The organism is Tepidibacillus decaturensis (genome assembly GCF_001561915.1).
Taxonomy (GTDB): Bacteria; Bacillota; Bacilli; order Tepidibacillales; family Tepidibacillaceae; genus Tepidibacillus_B; species Tepidibacillus_B infernus.
Window position 1 is genome coordinate 834482 of the sequence record NZ_LSKU01000001.1, and the last position, 20108, is coordinate 854589.

Sequence of the window (20108 nt, forward strand, 5' to 3'; positions counted from 1 at the left end):
TGGTCAAGCAGGCATATGTATTAGTGAAGATTCTTAGTGGACAGGTTTAAGGGGGCAATGTGGTGAAAGAGGAGATCTTAAACGTTTTGCCAACAGAGATTCGGAAAATCATCCAGCAGATTGAGCAAAAACTCAGTGAACAAATTGAAGAAATAAGAATACGGGAAAATCGTCCTCTCGAGATTGTTTACAGTGGTCATCATGCATTTCTCACTATAAAGGGAGAACTTACTTTAGATGTTAAAAAATCCTATCTACCTACAAATGAAGATACAATGAAAATGTTAAATTTAATTAGTAACCATTCGCTTTATCGTTTAGAAGAAGAATTAAAAAGAGGTTATATTACTGTCCATGGTGGACATAGAGTAGGAATATCAGGAAAAGTAATCATGGAAAAGGGAGAGGTTAAGACCATTAAAGATGTGACAAGCTTTAATATTAGAATTGCAAAGCAGAAGCTCGGAATGGCAGATCCCCTTATTCCATTTCTCATCAATTTAAGAGAAATGAAGGTGCACAATACTCTAATCATTTCACCCCCTCAATGTGGAAAAACAACGATATTAAGAGATTTGGCAAGACAATTAGGAACAGGGATTTCAAAATTTGCTTTTTTAGCTAAAAAAATAGGGATTGTGGATGAACGATCTGAAATAGCAGGAAGTGTAAGGGGAGTTCCACAAAATGATGTTGGATTAAGAACCGATGTATTAGATGCATGTCCTAAAGCTGAAGGAATGATGATGATGATTCGTTCCATGTCACCAGACATTTTGATTGTTGACGAAATAGGTCGGCAGGAGGACACATTAGCCATATTGGAAGCTAGAAATGCTGGTGTTCAAGTGATTGCAACTGCTCATGGAAGTGATATCCATGAAATCATAAAAAGGCCTTCCCTTTCTTCTCTCATCCAACAAGAGATCTTTACTAGATACGTCATATTAAGCAGGGAACGGGGAATAGGGACGATTGAAACGATTCTTAATGAACAGCTAAGGCCAATCACGGGAAAGGTGAAAAACTATGTTTAAGTTAATTGGTGCCACACTGATTATAGGTGCTTCTACTATAGCTGGATTTCAAATTGCAAGAAATTACCATGAAAGAACGAAACAACTAAGAATTCTTCAACAAGCTTTACAAATGCTTGAAACAGAGATCGTTTATGGGGCAGTACCCCTCCATTTAGCAATGGAGCATATTGGTCAGCGAATTACTAATGTTGTTAAAACATTTTTTCTTGAGATGAGTGAGAATTTAAAAATGCTGGACGGAGCTTCAACCTATGAATGTTGGCGGTTAAGTATAGAAAAACATTATCAAAAGACGGCATTAAAAACCCAGGACAAAGCAATCTTAATTCAATTTGGCCATACACTTGGCATCTCTGATCGAGAAGACCAGATGAAGCATATTCGTTTAACAATGCAAAATTTAGCTACGGAGGAACAGCTAGCAAGAGACGAACAAAAAATAAATGAAAAATTAAGCAAAAATTTAGGCGTATTATTAGGAATCTTAATCGTAATTTTGATGTATTAGAGGTGGGGAATATGACATTTGACGTAAATACTCTTTTTACAATTGCAGGAATCGGAATCGTTATCGCCATGATGCACACGATATTTAAACAAATGGGAAAAGAAGATATTGCTCACTGGATCACAGTGATTGGGTTTATCATTATCCTTTATATGGTTGCTACGTTCTTGAACGATCTTTTTCAAGAAATCAAAAGAGTTTTTTTATTTCAATAACGATACTTAGAGGGTGAAATGATGGAAATCATCCAAATTGTAGGACTGGCTTTTATAGCAACCATACTTTCCGTTTTATTAAAAGATCAAAAACCTCAATTTTCTTTTTTAATTACTGTTTTTACTGGAGTTGCTATCTTCTTATTCTTAATTGGGAAAATATCATCTGTAATCAATGTATTAGAAAGATTAGCTGTTCAAAGCAACGTCAATATAATTTACCTTGAAACCATATTAAAAATTATAGGTATTGCCTACATTGCAGAGTTTGGAGCACAAATGACAAAGGATGCGGGGCAGGGTGCAATTGCAGCGAAAATTGAATTAGCAGGGAAAATTTTGATTATGGTTATGGCAATCCCTATTATTAGTGTAATTATTGAAACGGTTATTCAATTGCTTCCCACTAAAGGATGATGAATATGAGAAGAAAACATGCTTTAATAATATTCTTAATTGCATTTATTTTTCTTGGGTTAAATCACCTTTCAGTAAAAGCAGCAATAAATCCTTCTGAAGAGATGATAAAAGAGCAACTAAAGGGAGTGGAAACCCAAAAAATAGAGCAATACTGGGATAAGCTCATGAATGAATATGGTGGTTTTTTTCCTGAAAATAAAAAGAGTTTGTTTGATATGGTTCTTCCTAGTCGTGATTTCAAATTACAGTCATTTTTTGTAGGACTTTTAAAATACTTTTTTTATGAAATTTTATACAACGCCAAACTAATTGGAACTATTATTCTTTTAACCGTATTTAGTACTGTTCTTCAACATATTCAAACCGCATTTGAAAAAAATACAGTGAGTAAAGTCGCATTTGCCATCTCTTACATGGTTCTTATCATCATTGCCATCAATAGTTTTACTGTAGCTATTAATTCAGCTAGAGATGCTATTCAAGAAATGATAAACTTTATGGTCGCCCTTATTCCTTTGGTATTAACCCTATTAGCCTCGATGGGAAATGCAATCTCTGCGGCCATGTTTCATCCGTTAATTATTTTCCTTATCAACGTGATCGGGACTGTAGTGTATAAGGTGATCTTTCCGTTAATCTTCTTTTCTGCTGTCCTATCCATTGTAAGCTCGATCTCAGATAAATTTCAGGTATCGCAATTGGCCAAGCTTCTAAGAAATATAAGTGTCGGGGCTTTGGGTGTTTTTTTAACCATCTTTTTAGGAGTGATCTCTGTTCAAGGGATGTCGGCTTCAGTGGCTGATGGAGTTACTCTTCGAACCGCTAAGTATATCACTGGAAATTTTGTACCTGTCGTTGGAAAAATGTTCTCCGATGCAGCAGATACGGTAATCGGAGCTTCATTGCTAGTTAAAAATGCAGTAGGAATGGCAGGTGTCTTAATCCTTTTATTGATTGTTATCTTTCCAGCGGTTAAAATTTTAACTTTAGCATTTATTTACAATTTGTCTGCTGCAATCATGCAGCCTTTAGGAAACAGTCCTATTATAGGAACACTTAATATGATTGGGAAAAATTTAATTTTTGTCTTCGCAGCTCTTGCCGCAATTGGTCTTATGTTTTTCCTTGCACTAACCATAATTATTACAGCTGGAAATATTTCTGTCATGATGCGATAGGATGTGAGCATATGATTGAGTGGATAAGCTCTTGGTTACAAAATATTATCTTAATCGTATTGTTAGCAACCTTTGTCGATCTTTTACTACCAAATTCCGACTTGCAAAAGTATTCTAAGATGGTTTTGGGGTTGTTGATTATGTTAACAATTCTTTCACCTTTATTAGATCTTTTCTCTAACCAATTTTCAGTCACAACGCTACTTCAACAACTGGATCAAAAGGCTTATTCAAAGGAAGATAGCGTTATTACGATGGAGGGATTTAATCAAAGCAATCAAATACCAGATACCTACCAAAAAAACTTAGTTGATAATGTAGAGAAAATTATGAAGGAGTATTTAAAAGAACAGCTAGAAAAACGTTTTAATATCACGGTCTTTGATGTCAATCTTGAAGCATCGATTGTTAATGAAGTATGGACGATCCAACAAGTTCGACTTAGCATAGTTGAAGGGCAAGGAAAAAGTGAACAAAACAACAAAAGTAATCAAAACGATGCACCCAATGAAATTGAAAATGTAAAGGCTGTATCGATTGAGATAGAACCATCTAAGAATCTTACGCAGTCTGGATTATTAGAATCTGAAAAAAGTATACATTCGATAGAAAATAAGCAAGTAAATGAGATTATAGCATTTATTCAAAAAGAATGGGGCTTACAAAAGGAACAAATTTTGATTAACTTTAATTCTGATTAGAGTGAGGGGGAAAGCAATGGACAAAGAAAAGCAGCAACATTGGTTACTGAAATGGCTTGGAGGTGAATCTGGAGAAAAAAAGCGTACGAATAAGTTGTTTGGGCTCGTCCTTTTGATCTTACTTGGCATGGCGATTATGCTTTTATCCCCAATTTTTGGGATTACTGAACAAGTGAAGCCCTATGATGCACCACCATTAACTGTACAAGAAACAGCTGGAGTGATTGATAAGACCCCATCTCCGAAAACCATGCAAGACTATGAAAAAATTTTCGAAAATCAATTAACAGATATACTTACAGATATGATTGGTGTTGAAGAGGTAACAGTTAAGGTAAATCTTGATTCAACTGAAGAGATTGTGATTGAAAAAAACAGGAATTATACAGAACAGCAAACAAAAGAAAGAGATAAACAAGGTGGAACTCGTGATATTACAGATATAAAAAAAGATGAACAAGTCGTACTTTATCAAACAGATAACCAAGAACAACCAGTCGTTCTTAAAACCCTAAAACCAAAAGTAAGGGGGGTTGTTGTCATAGCGAAGGGGGCTGAGAAAGTACAAGTTAAAGCGATGATTGCTGAAGCAGTCCAACGTCTTTTGGATGTCCCGCCATATAAAATTGCTATTCTACCGAGGAAAGGTTAGGAGGAATGAAAATGAAAAAAACAGTTGAAAAATCTAAACAAACTGTGTGGGTATTGACAATGTTAACCGTAATGGTGGTCCTATCTGCTTACTATTTAGTGACAGATCCAATTACTCCCACACAAATGGCAACTACTAAAGAAATAACATCACCTGAGAAAACAACAATAGATGTAAATACAGAGGAGGTTAGTAAAGCTACAGATTTAACTGACGAAATCGGCTCAAATGAGAGTGATTACTTTGTTAGTTTAAAAATGGATCGTAATACGATGAGAACCAAACAATTAGATGATTATTACATGATGATGAAATCAGATTTATCTGAAGAAGCAATCGCCAATATTCAAGATAAAATCGATTACCTTCAATCGATCGAAGAGTCTGAGTTGGTATTGGAAAATCTAATCATTGCTGAAGGATATGATGATGCAGTTGTTTTAACAAAAGAAAATGGCGTTGATATCATGATACAGACCAATTCGATGAAAAAGGAAGACGCTGTAAAGATTATAAAGTTGGTTAGTGATCGACTTAATATTCCAGCAGTGAACGTTCATATTAAGCCAGTCGCATTCAATAAATAGGAATAAATAATAAAAATATTCGTAAAATTTTTAAAAATACGCCCGGTCAGCAGGAGATCGGGTTTGTTTGTATAATAATCTAATGTAGAATAAAAACAACTAGTGGCTTACCACTGGAATAAACCTATGGTATAATGTCGATTATGATTAAAGGAAACGGAGGTTAACAAAATGTTTAAAATTCATGAATTAAGAGAACTAATCAAACTGATTGATCAATCAAGTATCCAAGAATTTGAACTCGAGGTTGAAGGATCAAAATTGTCGATGAAAAAAAGAGGTGAGGAGCCGGTATTTATCACCGCACAACCACAAGTTCAGGCTCCAGTTGCTCTTCAACAACCTACTCCGACACCACAAGTGGTAAAAGAAAAAGTAGAACCTGAAACGAAGGCGAATGCATCGGTAGTTGAAACTGTCCCAGCAAAAGTAGAGGATAAAAATCTTCATAAGATTAATTCGCCAATGGTGGGAACCTTTTATAAAGCACCTGCTCCAGATGCAGACCCATATGTAAAAGTTGGGGATAAAGTAAATGAAAAGACCATTGTTTGTATTGTTGAAGCAATGAAATTAATGAATGAAATTGAAGCAGAAGTAAAAGGAGAGATTGTTGAGGTTCTTGTAGAGAATGGGCAATTGGTTGAGTATGGCCAACCATTGTTTTTAGTCAAGGTTGAGTAGAGGTGGGAAGGAGATTATCATGTTTCATAAAGTATTGATCGCAAATCGTGGCGAAATTGCAGTAAGAATCATTAGAGCATGTCGTGAAATGGGTATTTTTACGGTAGCAGTTTATTCAGAAGCAGACCGTGATTCTTTACACGTAAAAATGGCCGATGAAGCCTATTGCATAGGGCCAACTGCTTCAAGGGATTCATATTTAAACTTCGCAAATATTATAAGCGTTGCTAAACTAACTGAGGCAGATGCAATCCATCCTGGGTATGGTTTTTTAGCCGAAAATGCCGATTTTGCTGAAGTATGCTCCTCTTTTCAAATTGAATTTATTGGACCAACACCTGATGCGATACAGAAGATGGGAGAAAAAGCTGTTGCAAAGGACACAATGAAAAAAGCAGGTGTACCTGTTGTACCAGGATCTGATGGTTTGATTGAGGATGTAGAAGAAGCCATTCAGTTAGCAAAGAAAATTGGTTATCCAGTGATTATCAAGGCGACAGCTGGTGGTGGCGGCAAAGGAATGAGGGTCGCCTATAATGATGAAGAATTGCGAAAATCCATTCGTATGGCACAACAAGAAGCAAAATCAGCATTTGGTAATTCAGGGGTTTACCTTGAAAAATACTTAGAAGAACCTAGACATATAGAAATACAAATTATTGGAGACAAGTATGGAAATGTGGTACATTTAGGCGAAAGAGATTGCTCTATTCAAAGACGACACCAAAAATTGATAGAAGAAGCACCTTCACCTGCCTTAACAAAAGAACTAAGGGAAAAAATGGGGGAAGCTGCTGTTCGTGCAGCAAAAGCAGTCAATTACCATGGAGCCGGTACCATTGAGTTTTTATTAGATAAAGACCAATTTTATTTTATGGAGATGAATACAAGAATTCAGGTTGAACATCCTGTGACTGAACTTGTTACAGGAGTGGATCTGATAAAAGAACAAATTCGTGTAGCAGCAGGGGAGCCCTTATCGTTTAATCAAGAAGATATCCAATTTAATGGATGGGCGATAGAATGCAGAATCAATGCAGAAGATCCTTTTAAAAATTTCATGCCATCGCCTGGGAAAATCGACTTTTATTTACCACCAGGAGGGCTTGGAGTCCGATTGGACAGTGCCGCTTATCCAGGTTATACAATATCTCCTTTTTACGATTCTATGATTGCAAAATTGATCGTTTGGGGAAGAGATCGTGATGAGGCGATCTCAAGAATGAAGCGTGCTTTAGATGAATTTACAGTCGAAGGGGTTAAAACGACGATTCCTTTTCACTTAAAACTCTTAAATCATGAGTTATTTATAAAGGGTGATTTTGATACCAAATTTTTAGAAAAACACCCCATTCATAAAACATAATGTAAACTTGTCTTTTTTTACCTCCCATTGGTATAATAAACCCAAAGGACATTGGGAGGTAAAATCATGATGGAAAATGAGATCAAGGATTATGAAGTAACTGAAATCGGAACGATTCAGATCTCTCCGCAAGTTATTGAGGTCATTACCAAATTAAGTACGATTGAAGTAGAAGGTGTTGCAGGTTTAAGTGGTGGATTTACAGAAGGAATTGTAGAATTCTTGGGTCGTAATAAAAATACCACAAAAGGTATTAAAGTAGAAGTTGGGCAAAAAGAAACAGCTGTTGATGTCTCCGTGATTATAAAATACGGATATCCTATTCCTAAAGTGGCTGAGGAGATTCAGCAAAGTGTAAAAAATGCGATTGAGAGTATGACTGAATTAACCGTAGTTGAAGTGAATGTACATATTGATGCCATTCAAATTGAAGAAAAGGATGAATAATGAATGGAATAGTCCCCCTGTGCACAAACAGGGGGGTTCATAGGTTGGGAGGACGTCAAATGAAAAGTTTCGATCGTTTTTTCCTATTCCTTTACAGTATTACTTTCTTAATTGTATCGTTGGTTGCACTACTGGTAGGAGTGGGATTTCTACAATATAACTTGCTTATTGAACTTATTGAAAAGATCTATTTTGATTATCCACTTGTTTTATTAGGGATAAGCATAGTTACTTTGTTTTTTAGCATTTATTTCTTGGCTAGAAGTTTACAATCTAAAAAGGGAATCTCCACATTTCGTAAACGTTTAGAAATCGGAGAGGTTCAAATTTCAATGGAATCATTAGAAACTCTTGTAACTAGAGTTTCTTCTAAAGTCAAAGGTGTAAGAGAATTAAAAGCAAGGGTAAAACCGGAAGAAAACGGGACGATTACGATTCTAGTGAAAGTATTTGTTGATGGAGAAACGCCTATGCCTTTAATTACAGAAGAAATTCAACAACAGGTTAAAGAAAATATAGAACATATTTCTGGTATTACAGTTGGACAAGTGCATGTAATGATCTCCAATATTAGCCAAAATACTGTGAGAAAGCCTCGTGTAGAATAGGGGGGCTAATAGAGTGTTCTTAAAACTTTGGGAAGAGCATCCAGGTACTATAGTTGGGCTGATTAGTGGTTTATTTGTTGGATTTATCTTTTTATTCGTTGGGTTTTGGAAAACAATTATTTTTCTAGGATTTGTTGGTATGGGGTTGTACATCGGGAAAAAAATAGATGCTAGAGAAGACTTGCATGATGTCTTAGCGGAAATCCTTCCAGAAAAATTCTTAAAATAAGATAGTCAACTAAGTAGAAACCTATCATTCTTTTACACGTATTAAGCCACCTAGTATGGTGGTTTTTCTTTTTTGGTATGATAAGATAAAAGAGGAAATTTTTAAGAAGGAGAAATGACTGTGAAACGTAGTGTCTTAAGAGAAAAAGTATTACAAATTTTATTTCAAATGGATCTAGCTGATATTGAAATAGAGAATGCCATAGATTCAGTAACAGAAGACGAAAATTTTAGCGAGGAAGATCTCTCATTTATCAAAAATCGAGTAAATGGATCGTATCATCATCTTAAGGAAATTGATGAGGAAATTAGTCAATTTTTAAAAGGATGGCAACTAGATCGACTTGCAAAGGTTGACAGAGCGATTTTAAGGATGTCAACATTTGAACTGATGAATATTGAAGATGTACCAGTTAAGGTAACCCTTAATGAAGCAGTAGAATTAGCTAAAAGATTTGGTTCAGATCAATCTCCAAAATTTATAAATGGTGTATTAGGTTCAATGGTTAAAGCCAACCCACAGTGGGATTCAAAGGGACAGACGGTTACAGAATAGGAGTTAAAATGAGGAAAAAAAGTTTTTTGGGAATAGATACCAGCAATTATATGACATCAATCTGTTTTATTGATAAAAATAGGGAAGTACTCTATGAAGCAAAAAAGCTCCTTCAGGTTGGACATGGGAAAAGAGGACTTCAACAGTCGGAAGCCTTATTTCAACATGTCAGGAATTTACCTGAACTATTTAAAAATTGGTATGGAACAGAGGAGTTTGAACTAAGTGGAATTGCAGTTAGTCGTGCACCTAGGCCTGATAAAGATTCTTATATGCCCGTATTTTTAGCAGGGTTAAGTGTTGCTGAAAGTATGTCAGCAACGTTTCATGTTCCAATCTATTTTACAACGCATCAAGAAGGCCATATCGCTGCAGGGTTATATAGTGCAGAAAAACGACCAAAAAATAAGCATTTTCTTACAGTTCATTTATCTGGTGGAACAAGCGAGATTTTATTTGTAGATCAGATGGATTCAGGTTTTCAAATCATAAAGCTTGGGGGAACCCTTGATCTTCATGCTGGTCAACTCATTGATCGTATTGGTGTGCTACTCGGATTTTCATTTCCAGCTGGACGTTTTGTCGAGGAACTCGCCTTGTCAAGTCACACTGAGTTCAAAAGAATTCCTTCTTCAATCAAAGAGCTTTCTTTTCATTTTTCAGGTGCAGAGAATGAAGCAATGAAAAGAATTAAGAATGGTGAGCCTAAAGAAGAAGTAGCTAGGGCAATAGAGCACAATATTGCAACAACGATAAGTAAGGTATTAAGAAAAGCTATTGAACAAGGCTATCCAAAAGAAATTTTAATTGTTGGTGGGGTTGCTCAAAACCAATATATTCGAGAATATTTAATCAAACGTTTAGAACATAGAAGTGTTGGAGCAGCTCTGTTTTTTGCAAAAAAGGAATACTCTGGGGACAATGCTTTTGGAGTAGCAAACATCGGACTTAATCAATGGAATGTTTAGAATATTATTATGTTTTGCCTTTACAAAATCTTTCCTATCCATATACACTAGATGATAATGATGAAATAATTTTTAGGAGGTCTATTTATGTCCGCGCAAATCATTAGTGGTAAAGAGGTAGCAAAAAGTATAAGAGAAGAATTAAAATTAGAAGTTGAAACGTTAAAAGAGCAAGGAATTACTCCTGGATTATCGGTTATTTTAGTAGGAAATGATCCTGCTTCCCACTCCTATGTCAAGGGGAAGGCAAAGGGGTGTGAAGAAGTTGGAATTAAATCTGAAGTGATTTACTTGGAAGAAACAATTTCTCAAGAGACCCTTTTGGCAGAAATAGAAAGATTAAATCTAGATTCAAATGTTCATGGTATATTAGTTCAGTTACCTCTACCGAAACATATTGAAGAAGACGCGATCATTAATGCGATTGACCCTAAAAAGGATGTAGATGGTTTTCATCCAATCAATGTTGGGAAAATGATGATTGGTGAAGATGCTTATCTACCTTGTACACCACATGGGATCATTGAGTTAATTAAACGTACGGGCACTGAAATCAAAGGTAAGCATGCAGTTGTGATTGGCAGAAGTAATATTGTAGGTAAACCCGTTTCAATTCTTTTATTAAAAGAACATGCCACTGTCACCATTGCCCATTCTAGAACACAAAATCTTAAGGAAATTACGAGACAAGCAGATATTCTGGTGGTAGCAATCGGAAAGCCTCAAATTATCACAAAAGATTTTGTATCACCAGGAACACTCGTGATTGATGTTGGGGTTAATCGTTTAGAAACTGGGAAATTGGTTGGAGATGTTGATTTTGAAGGAGTCTCTAACGTCGCTAGTTATATCACGCCAGTACCAGGTGGAGTAGGGCCAATGACCATCACCATGTTATTAAAAAATACGATTGAAGCTGCAAAAAAATAAACAAACTGAAGTAGGAGGATTTTTTTGATAATTGATCAAAATAAAGTATATAGTATTAAAGAATTAACCTTATATCTTAAGACTTTATTGGATCATGACCCAATCCTTTCAAATGTATGGTTGCAAGGAGAAATCTCTAACTATACCCACCATTCTAGCGGGCATATGTATTTTACGTTAAAGGATGAAGAAAGCCGATTACGTTGTATTATGTTTGCTGGAAATAACCGTTTTCTAAAGTTTATTCCGAAAAACGGAATGAAAGTGATGGCAAGAGGGTATATATCTATTTTTGAACGAGATGGTCAATATCAATTCTATATTCAGGAAATGCAACCTGATGGGATTGGTCAACTTTATTTGGCTTATGAACAATTAAAAGAAAAATTAGAAAAAGAAGGATTATTTGATCCGCTAAATAAAAAATTATTACCCCCCTACCCACAAACAATCGGGATTATTACATCTCCGACTGGCGCAGCAATTCGGGATATGATTATAACCATGAAGAGGAGATATCCTCTGGTAAACATCTTGCTTTTTCCTGTCTTGGTACAAGGACAAGGAGCTGCTGAATCAATCGCAGAGGCCATACAGAAGTTGAATCAATACGCTGGGATCGATATCCTAATTGTAGGGCGTGGTGGGGGATCGATAGAAGAATTGTGGGCTTTTAATGAAGAGATTGTTGCTAGGAGTATTTATCAATCAAAGATACCGGTGATTAGTGCAGTAGGGCATGAAACAGATTTCACCATTGCTGACTTTGTCGCAGATATCAGAGCAGCAACACCAACTGCAGCAGCTGAAATTGCTGTACCTCATATTGACGAATTAAAGGTAAGCTTAGCTTATTTAGTAAAGAGATTAGAAAAACGATTATTACAAAATGTAGAACATTCAAAAAACTTGTTATCCAATGTTCTACGCTCTATTATTTTTCGGCGCCCTGAACAACTGTGGTCTAACCAGATACAACAATTGGATCGATTGGAAGAAAGGTTAAACCACTCCCTACAACGTTATGTGTCGATTCACAAGGAAAAGGTTCAAAATGTTTATCAGCAGTTATTATTAGAAAAACCTGATCAAAAACTGAAAAGGGAAAGAGAAAAACTAAACTTTTTAAAAACACAGCTCATTCGCGAACTTAAAGTGATTAAAGATCAATCCGAAAAAAATTAGCAGTAAAAATGGGACAATTAGATGCTTTAAGCCCTTTAAAAGTAATGCAAAGAGGATTTTCAATCGCATATAATGAGGAAGGCACCCAATTATTAAAATCTATCCAACAAGTGAACTTAGGTGATATTATTCGACTTCGCTTGCAAGATGGACAGTTACACTGTCAGGTGTGGAGTTTGGAGGAAGAAAAAAATGAAAAATGAAGAGTTATTAACTGATGATCAAATCAATGAACTTTCTTTTGAACAATCATTAGAACGGTTGGAAATCATCGTGGAGAAGCTGGAGTCTGGGAATGTACCTCTAGAAAAAGCAATCGATCTATTCCAAGAGGGAATGAAATTAGCAAAACGTTGTCATTCAAAATTAGAAAATATCGAGCATAAAGTTGAAGTTTTGTTAGAAAAAGATGGCGAATGGCTTAAAAAACCATTTGAATATGATGAGGGAGCGGAATAAATACCAAGATGACAGTCATTAGTAATTACATCACTGAAAAAGCCTATCTGATTAACCAAGCAATTACTAAATTTTTACCATCAGATGGGGTGCCTTCCATTTTAAAAGAAGCTATGGAATACTCTTTAACCGCTGGAGGAAAACGGATTCGACCTGTTTTAGCACTCGCAACTTACGAAGCTTTTAATAAAAATGGTAATGACATTCTACCCCTAGCAATTAATCTTGAATATCTTCATACCTATTCGTTAATTCATGATGATTTGCCTTGCATGGATAATGATGATTTTCGAAGAGGAAAACCAACGAATCATAAAGTGTATGGCGAAGCAATAGCCGTTTTAGCTGGTGATGCGTTACTAACTCATGCCTTTGGTAATATGGCTAAATTTCTAAAAAAATGTCTGTATCTATTGAAACGGCTTTACAAATAATTGAAGAGTTTGCTAACTACACTGGTGCAAGTGGAGTGGTTGGTGGCCAAGTCCTAGACATGCTAGGTGAGCAAGGTACCACCACATTAGAAAATTTACTTCAAATACATACACATAAAACAGGTGATTTATTGGTTTTCTCTGTTCGCTTGGGAGCCTTAGCAGCTGGTGCATCAGAATTTCAATTACAAAAACTAACAGAATTTGCGCGGAAAATAGGATTAGCTTTTCAAATCCAAGATGATATTCTTGATATCATTGGGGATTCGAATAAATTAGGGAAGAAAGTTGGAAGTGACCAAATCAATCAAAAAGTTACTTATCCATACTTTAAAGGGATCGAACAATCGAAAAAAGAAGTAGACGAACTAATTACATCAGCAAAAAAATCGATTCAGGATATTGGTATTGAGACCAATCATTTATATGAAATTGCTAATTTCCTCATATACCGGGAAAATTAAGATGAAATGGCTTTTGTTAATTTAATAGATTTATGGTATAATTATTGCTGTTTATTGGAGTGGTGCAGTATTTCTAGTCAATCTACCTATCTTGAAGACGGGCCTAAAAATCCGTCAAAGGGCACATCGATGAAGTTCTTGGTGTTGGCTTCTGACGCCCAGTCGGGGGTCGATGCTGGGAGTTAAGGTTGAAGGGCGATCCACAATGGCATGTGGGCGTAGACCCTTCTTCCGCGGAGGCCCAAGTTCGTAGTAAGGAGGTTCCTACCAAATTATTATGGCTTGGGGTATGAACCTGCAATGCGAGGTTTCACTTGTATGCAGCGTAGCCTGCCTTGAGTGATATAGTGTGGGATTATAGGCTAACAATAAATCATCTTCGGCCAAGATGATTTATTCGTTCTATATGAAATCTATATTGCAAAAGAGGCTAGGGATAGGTTAAAGGTTGTTGAGGAAAACTCCTAGACTGCTCATAATGAGGCTCTTTGAGGATTGTAGTGTGGACTAAGTGGTAATCTAGTCCAATGTTTGGTGACAACATTGAGGAGAGCGTAAAGGGAAACCGCCTTTTTGGCGACGAAAAGGTGTCTCTCTTGGGAAAACCTACTGGACCTAAGCCACAGTGTTTACTCAAAGAGTTACCACTCCAATATTGGCTTAAAAGATTAATATTAGGAGATTTACATAAATGAAATTTTCCTTTAAGGACTCTATAAAATGGAGTCTATTGATTAGTTTGGTTACCTTACTACTTTCCGCAACATTTACAATTGTTTCTACTATTGTATTAGCGGGTGTTGGTTGGGGAATAGGTATGGTCGTTGTCTTGATTATTGTGATCATAGGAGTCTTTTTTGATATGTTAGGGCTAGCTGCGGCCTCTGCACAAGAAAAACCTTATCATTCTATGGCTGCGGAAAAATTACATGGTGCTAAGCAAGCGATTAAGATTGTAAGAAATGCGGATAAGTTTTCTAATTTTTGCAATGATGTAATTGGAGATATTAGTGGAATTGTAAGTGGTACGGCTAGTGCAGCGGTGGTTTTACAGTTAGTATATACCTTTGGCGAAACGGAACAGTCTATGTTGTTTAAAGCGCTTTCTGTGCTGTTCACTGCTACTGTGGCGGCACTTACCGTGGGTGGTAAAGCATTGGGGAAAGCATTTGCCATTCAAAACTCGATAAGAATCGTTTTAAAAGTAGGTCAATTTTTTTATTTACTCGAAAAAAATTTTAACATAGAAATATTTAATGGAGATAAAAAGAGTAAAAAGAAAGTGAGGGGGAAAAATGGAGTTAAATCAAATTAAAGATCCAAAGCAAATTAAACCCCTTTCAGTACAGGAATTACAAGTTCTTGCAGAAGAAATCAGATATTTTTTAATTGAAAAGTTGTCCTTAACAGGTGGTCATCTTGCTCCAAACTTAGGGGTTGTTGAATTAACATTGGCTCTACACTATTTATATGATAGCCCAAAGGATAAGATTTTATGGGATGTTGGTCACCAAGCTTATGTTCATAAAATTTTGACAGGGAGATCAGATCAGTTTGATAGTTTGCGACAGTTTAAGGGGTTAAGTGGTTTCCCTAAACGGTCTGAAAGTGAACATGATGTTTGGGAAACCGGACACAGCAGTACATCTCTATCTGCAGCAATGGGATTAGCCATTGCTAGAGATTTAAAAAAAGAAAACCATCGAGTGATTGCTGTGATTGGCGATGGAGCAATGACTGGTGGGATGGCTTTAGAGGCTTTAAATCATATTGGACATGAGCAAAGAAATATTATGATCGTATTAAATGACAACGAGATGTCCATTGCGCCTAACGTAGGGGCTATCCATAATTATTTAGGTAAGCTACGAACGAATGTCCATTATGTCAAAGCAAAAGATGAATTAGAGGCATTATTAAATAAAATCCCAGCAATCGGTGGGAAACTGGCCAAAACTGCTGAACGGATTAAAGATAGTTTAAAATATTTGGTATTAAACGGAGTTTTGTTTGAAGAATTAGGTTTAACTTATTTAGGGCCAATTGATGGGCATAATATAGAAGAGCTAATCACAACTTTTAAGCAAGCTAACAAAACGGAAGGGCCTGTACTCGTTCATGTTGTCACCAAAAAGGGTAAGGGATATAAACCTGCAGAACTAGATTCTGATAAATTCCATGGGATTAGCCCATATAAAATTGAATCTGGAGAAGTTATGAAAAAAGATGGTCCACCAAGCTATACAGAGGTTTTTGGAAGCTCAATTGTAAAGATTGCAGAGAATAATACCAAAGTAGTTGCGATTACAGCTGCCATGCCAAGTGGTACAGGATTGAAAAAGTTCCAAGAAACGTTTCCAGATCGTTTTTATGATGTCGGTATCGCTGAACAACACGCTACTACAATGGCTGCTGGATTAGCGGTTGCTGGAATGAGTCCTGTTTTGGCTATTTATTCAACTTTTTTACAGAGAGCATATGATCAATTGATTCACGATGTTGCAAGGCAAAATTTACATGTAACCTTTGCGATTGATCGTGCAGGATTTGTTGGAGCTGATGGTGAAACACATCACGGCGTTTTTGATATTGCTTATCTACGTAGTTTGCCTAACATGATAATTATGGCTCCAAAGGATGAAAATGAATTACAACATATGCTTTATACGGCTATTGAAGAATGTGAAGGACCAGTTGCTATTCGCTATCCAAGAGGGAATGGAGTCGGGGTAGCGTTAGAAGATGCCTTTAAAAGAATACCTATAGGTAAATACGAAATTCTTAGATCAGGTCAAGATATTGCTATTCTTGCAGTGGGATCTATGGTACAGATTGCTGAACAAGCTGCTGATCAACTGATGGAACTGGATATTTATCCAATGATTATTAATGCTCGATTTGTAAAACCATTAGATGAAGATTTACTGATGCAATTAGCTGAACAGCGATATAAAATCATCACGATTGAAGAAGGTGTTGAAAAAGGTGGTTTCGGTAGCGCAATTTTAGAATTTTATTCGAAACACCTTCAAAACGAAATGGAAGTAACAATCATGGGTATACCAGATGAATTTGTGGAACAAGGTAGTATGGCACAACTTCGAAATCTTGTAGGGTTGTCTGTTGGAAATTTAGTCAATCAAGTAAAAAACTTGGGAACTCAAATAAAGCAAAGGGCATAATGATGGCAAATAAAGAAAGACTTGATATTATTGTAACTCAAAAAGGTTTTTTTCAGTCGAGAGAACAGGCCAGAAGAGCGATTATGGCTGGTCTAGTCAAAGTAAATGAAGAAGTGATCGATAAACCAGGTATGAAGATAGCAAATGATGCTAAAGTGACCATTAAAGGGGAGATACATCCTTTTGTTTCTAGGGGAGGGCTTAAGCTTTTAAAAGCGATAGAAACCTTTAAGATCAATCTGACAAATAAAATTGTGATTGATATTGGTGCTTCAACAGGTGGATTTACGGATTGTTCTTTACAACATGGTGCAAAAGAAGTGTACGCTGTGGATGTAGGATATGGACAATTGGCATGGTCTTTGAGACAAGATGAAAGGGTACATGTAATGGAAAGGACTAACTTCCGTTACTTAAAAAAAGAGGATCTTGTTTCCTTGCCACCAAACTTTGCAACCATTGATGTTTCATTTATTTCATTGAAAACCATTTTAGCCCATTTAACTTCTATTCTACAACCTAATGGTGAAATTGTGGCATTAGTAAAACCACAATTTGAAGCTGGTAAGTATCTAGTAGGGAAAAATGGAATTGTTAAGGACCCCAAAATTCATCTAGATGTTCTTAAAACAATGATAACTTTTGCCATAGATCATGGTTACAAAATACTAGGAGTTACCTATTCGCCAATAAAAGGTGGAGAAGGAAATATTGAATTCCTCTTATACCTTCGTTATCAAACTAGTGAACAGTCGATAGAAGATCTTGAGGATTTAATTTTTCAAACAGTGAACCTCGCTCATCGTGAGTTATAACAACCCTTCAAGGGTTGTTTCTTTTTTAAAATAGATGGTTTGCTTTATTTTAAAATTAACGTATAATTATTCATAAGAATACATTGTTTCTTCCTGGAGGGAAATCATGAAAGGAAAAAGACATCTTAAAATCCGTGAACTAATAGCTAATAAGGATATAGAGACCCAAGATGAATTAGTTGATGAGTTAAGAAATGCTGGGTTTCAAGTTACCCAAGCAACGATTTCTAGGGACATAAAAGAACTTCATTTAGTAAAAGTTCCTATAGAAGATGGGAGATATAAATACTCCTTACCTGCTGATCAACGATTTAATCCATTACATAAGTTAAAGCGAACTCTTAGTGACAGCTTTGTTGGGATTGATTCCACTGAAAACCTGATCATATTGAAAACGCTTCCTGGTAATGCTAATGCACTAGGAGCGTTAATTGACCATTTACAATGGAATGAAATCATGGGAACAATTTGTGGAGATGATACCTGTCTAATTATTTGTCGCACTAAAGAAAATGCAAAGGAAATTTCAAAAAAATTCTTAGAAATGTTATAAAGCCAATATCAGATTAAGACAAAGTGGTGAAATGAAATGTTAGTAGAATTAGCGATTCGCCAATTTGCAATTATTAAAGAGTTGAGAATTAATTTTAAAAAGGGACTCAACATTTTAACTGGGGAAACAGGTGCAGGTAAATCAATCATTATCGATGCGATACAACTTATAATTGGGGGAAGAGGATCCGTTGATTTTATTCGTAATCAAGCTGAAAAAGCTGAAATAGAAGCTTTATTCGATTTACCTGATCAACATCCTGTATTTCAGATTCTAAGTTCTTTAGGTATTGAACTACCTCAAGATGGTATGCTTTTGATTAGAAGAGAACTGTTACAAAATGGAAAAAGTATATGTCGAATCAATGGGCAGTTAGTGACATTGGGTATGTTAAAAGAAGTTGGGCAGTGGTTAATCCAACTTCATTCACAACATCAAAACCAGAGCTTATTTTTTCAGGATAAACAATTGGCTTTGTTGGATGCATACGGTGAATTAAGTCTAGACAAGACTAAAAAAGAATTTAGGCATTTATTTGATCAATATGATACCCTAAGGAAAGAGGAAAAACTCTTACTTGAAAATGAAAAGGAATTAGTTCAACGTTACGATTTATTAAAATACCAATTGAATGAAATTATTACTGCTGAATTACAACCTGGAGAGGATCAAGAACTCATTCAGAAAAGGGATCAAATTAGATATTCAGAAAAAATCGTAAAGGGGATTGGTCATTCTTATAAAATTCTTTCCAAAGAAAATGGTGTTATTGATTTATTATCACATACACTTAGCATACTTGATCAAATTACGCAGTACGATACAAAGATTAAAGAATACTATAATCAGCTTATGAACTCTTATTATCAAATTGATGATATAAGTGCTCAACTTAATCAAATGTTATATCAGATGGATTTTGAACCGAACCAGCTTAACCAAATTGAAGAACGTTTATCGGTTATTCACCATTTAAGACGGAAATACGGTGAATCTGTTGATGCTATCTTAGAATATGCCGCCTCTATTGAGGATGAAATCGACGTGATTGAAAATAGGGATCAACACCTTCAACATATACAACAAAAATTAAAAGATATTACACATGATTTAATTCTTGAGGCTACTGAGTTATCTAATCAAAGGAAAAAATTAGCTAAAGAACTAAGTCAAAAAATTGAATACGAATTGCGTGATCTTGAAATGAAAAATGCAATTTTTAATATTGACATTTATTATAAAGAAGATACAGATGGTATTGATATAAATGGAAAAAAGCTACATATAAACCATTTAGGTATTGATAAAGTTAATTTTCTTATCGCTACTAACCCAGGAGAACCATTAAAAGCCATTCAAAAAATTGCCTCTGGTGGGGAATTATCTAGAATCATGCTAGCGATTCAAACCATTTTGGCAAATAATGATGAAGTAGAAACCATTATCTATGATGAAATTGACGCTGGTGTAAGTGGTCGTGCAGCACAAGCGATTGCAGAAAAATTAGCGTTAGTTGCAAAGAATAAGCAAATTTTTGTTATTACCCATTTACCACAAGTTGCTTCTATGGCTGACCATCATTATTTGATTCGAAAACATATAAAGGATCAGACTACTACTACAGAAGTAACAGTTCTTAACCATCAACAAAAAGTGGATGAAATTTCTCGTATGCTTAGTGGTGTAGAAATGACAGAATTAACAAAGAAACATGCTACAGAAATGCTTGAAAAAGCTTCATCCTTTAAAAAAACAAAAATAAATTGAGCTAGGGGAAAGCTGTCTTTTATGGTGGCTTTCTTTTTTTTCATTATTAATTGTGACCCCACAAAGTAATCGGAATACGCTTCGAAGGAGATCGTCACTTTTGTGGGAATAATATCTTTACCGCTAAAGGAATGATTTAGATGTTTAAATCAATTTGAGAA

The 20108-nt window shown here is 35.6% G+C and carries 22 protein-coding genes and 2 pseudogenes; all 24 read left to right on the plus strand.

The annotated features are described in order from the left end of the window. Positions 1–62: 62 nt before the first annotated feature. The 24 genes and pseudogenes from spoIIIAA to recN all read left to right on the plus strand — a co-directional run bounded on the left by spoIIIAA (position 63) and on the right by recN (position 19947). Positions 63–1037, plus strand: a complete 975-nt coding sequence (spoIIIAA, locus tag U473_RS04015; RefSeq protein WP_068723590.1) for a stage III sporulation protein AA — start codon at positions 63–65, stop codon at positions 1035–1037. Further along, complete coding sequence (spoIIIAB, locus tag U473_RS04020) at positions 1030–1548, plus strand: stage III sporulation protein SpoIIIAB (RefSeq protein ID WP_068723592.1); 519 nt, start codon at positions 1030–1032, stop codon at positions 1546–1548. Before spoIIIAA ends, spoIIIAB begins: the two co-directional genes overlap by 8 nt. A gap of 11 nt (positions 1549–1559) precedes the next feature. Further along, positions 1560–1763 carry a stage III sporulation protein AC gene (gene spoIIIAC, locus U473_RS04025; protein WP_068723595.1) on the plus strand — a complete coding sequence of 68 codons (204 nt, stop codon included), beginning with the start codon at positions 1560–1562 and terminating at the stop codon, positions 1761–1763. A 21-nt stretch (positions 1764–1784) separates the two neighbouring features. Then, positions 1785–2180 carry a stage III sporulation protein AD gene (gene spoIIIAD / locus U473_RS04030; protein ID WP_068723597.1) on the plus strand — a complete coding sequence of 132 codons (396 nt, stop codon included), beginning with the start codon at positions 1785–1787 and terminating at the stop codon, positions 2178–2180. Continuing rightward, positions 2180–3361 (plus strand): stage III sporulation protein AE, encoded by a 1182-nt coding sequence (gene spoIIIAE, locus U473_RS04035; protein ID WP_068723599.1) that lies wholly within the window; start codon positions 2180–2182, stop codon positions 3359–3361. The genes spoIIIAD and spoIIIAE overlap by 1 nt, the downstream gene beginning before the upstream one ends. Positions 3362–3372: 11 nt before the next feature. Continuing rightward, entirely contained in the window at positions 3373–4062 is a 690-nt protein-coding gene (gene spoIIIAF / locus U473_RS04040) for a stage III sporulation protein AF (protein ID WP_068723601.1), read from the plus strand. A 16-nt stretch (positions 4063–4078) separates the two neighbouring features. Beyond that, positions 4079–4714, plus strand: coding sequence for a stage III sporulation protein AG (spoIIIAG, locus tag U473_RS04045; RefSeq protein ID WP_068723603.1), 636 nt, complete (start codon positions 4079–4081; stop codon positions 4712–4714). A gap of 11 nt (positions 4715–4725) precedes the next feature. After that, positions 4726–5301, plus strand: a complete 576-nt coding sequence (locus tag U473_RS04050; protein ID WP_068723606.1) for a SpoIIIAH-like family protein — start codon at positions 4726–4728, stop codon at positions 5299–5301. Between the two features lie 171 nt (positions 5302–5472). Further along, complete coding sequence (gene accB / locus U473_RS04055) at positions 5473–5985, plus strand: acetyl-CoA carboxylase biotin carboxyl carrier protein (RefSeq protein WP_068723608.1); 513 nt, start codon at positions 5473–5475, stop codon at positions 5983–5985. A gap of 19 nt (positions 5986–6004) precedes the next feature. After that, the gene (accC, locus tag U473_RS04060; RefSeq protein WP_068723610.1) at positions 6005–7351 is read left to right on the plus strand and encodes an acetyl-CoA carboxylase biotin carboxylase subunit; all 1347 of its coding nucleotides are present in this window, start codon (positions 6005–6007) and stop codon (positions 7349–7351) included. Positions 7352–7420: 69 nt separating this feature from the next. Then, a complete protein-coding gene (locus tag U473_RS04065; RefSeq protein ID WP_068727455.1) occupies positions 7421–7798 on the plus strand; it encodes an Asp23/Gls24 family envelope stress response protein in 378 nt (125 codons plus the stop codon). Between the two features lie 59 nt (positions 7799–7857). After that, complete coding sequence (gene amaP / locus U473_RS04070; RefSeq protein ID WP_161937280.1) at positions 7858–8406, plus strand: alkaline shock response membrane anchor protein AmaP; 549 nt, start codon at positions 7858–7860, stop codon at positions 8404–8406. A gap of 13 nt (positions 8407–8419) precedes the next feature. Further along, complete coding sequence (locus tag U473_RS04075; RefSeq protein ID WP_068723616.1) at positions 8420–8635, plus strand: DUF2273 domain-containing protein; 216 nt, start codon at positions 8420–8422, stop codon at positions 8633–8635. A gap of 120 nt (positions 8636–8755) precedes the next feature. Further along, positions 8756–9190, plus strand: a complete 435-nt coding sequence (gene nusB / locus U473_RS04080) for a transcription antitermination factor NusB (protein ID WP_068723618.1) — start codon at positions 8756–8758, stop codon at positions 9188–9190. A gap of 8 nt (positions 9191–9198) precedes the next feature. Then, positions 9199–10158: a Kae1-like domain-containing protein gene (locus U473_RS04085; RefSeq protein WP_068723620.1), complete on the plus strand. Its 960-nt coding sequence runs from the start codon at positions 9199–9201 to the stop codon at positions 10156–10158. An 87-nt stretch (positions 10159–10245) separates the two neighbouring features. Then, positions 10246–11088 carry a bifunctional methylenetetrahydrofolate dehydrogenase/methenyltetrahydrofolate cyclohydrolase FolD gene (folD, locus tag U473_RS04090; protein ID WP_068723623.1) on the plus strand — a complete coding sequence of 281 codons (843 nt, stop codon included), beginning with the start codon at positions 10246–10248 and terminating at the stop codon, positions 11086–11088. A gap of 27 nt (positions 11089–11115) precedes the next feature. Beyond that, positions 11116–12476 (plus strand): annotated as a pseudogene (gene xseA / locus U473_RS04095) (exodeoxyribonuclease VII large subunit). After that, positions 12466–12732: an exodeoxyribonuclease VII small subunit gene (gene xseB / locus U473_RS04100; protein WP_068723625.1), complete on the plus strand. Its 267-nt coding sequence runs from the start codon at positions 12466–12468 to the stop codon at positions 12730–12732. The pseudogene xseA and the gene xseB overlap by 11 nt, the downstream one beginning before the upstream one ends. Positions 12733–12740: 8 nt before the next feature. Then, positions 12741–13630, plus strand: a pseudogene (locus U473_RS15635) (polyprenyl synthetase family protein). Positions 13631–14321: 691 nt separating this feature from the next. Continuing rightward, on the plus strand, positions 14322–14945 hold the full coding sequence (locus U473_RS04110) for a hypothetical protein (RefSeq protein ID WP_068723628.1): 624 nt from the start codon (positions 14322–14324) through the stop codon (positions 14943–14945). Further along, on the plus strand, positions 14926–16812 hold the full coding sequence (gene dxs / locus U473_RS04115) for a 1-deoxy-D-xylulose-5-phosphate synthase (RefSeq protein WP_068723630.1): 1887 nt from the start codon (positions 14926–14928) through the stop codon (positions 16810–16812). Before U473_RS04110 ends, dxs begins: the two co-directional genes overlap by 20 nt. 2 nt (positions 16813–16814) lie before the next feature. Beyond that, the gene (locus tag U473_RS04120; RefSeq protein WP_068723632.1) at positions 16815–17627 is read left to right on the plus strand and encodes a TlyA family RNA methyltransferase; all 813 of its coding nucleotides are present in this window, start codon (positions 16815–16817) and stop codon (positions 17625–17627) included. Positions 17628–17730: 103 nt separating this feature from the next. Further along, the gene (gene ahrC / locus U473_RS04125) at positions 17731–18180 is read left to right on the plus strand and encodes a transcriptional regulator AhrC/ArgR (protein WP_068723634.1); all 450 of its coding nucleotides are present in this window, start codon (positions 17731–17733) and stop codon (positions 18178–18180) included. Between the two features lie 36 nt (positions 18181–18216). Beyond that, positions 18217–19947, plus strand: a complete 1731-nt coding sequence (gene recN, locus U473_RS04130) for a DNA repair protein RecN (protein WP_068723636.1) — start codon at positions 18217–18219, stop codon at positions 19945–19947. Positions 19948–20108: the final 161 nt, after the last annotated feature.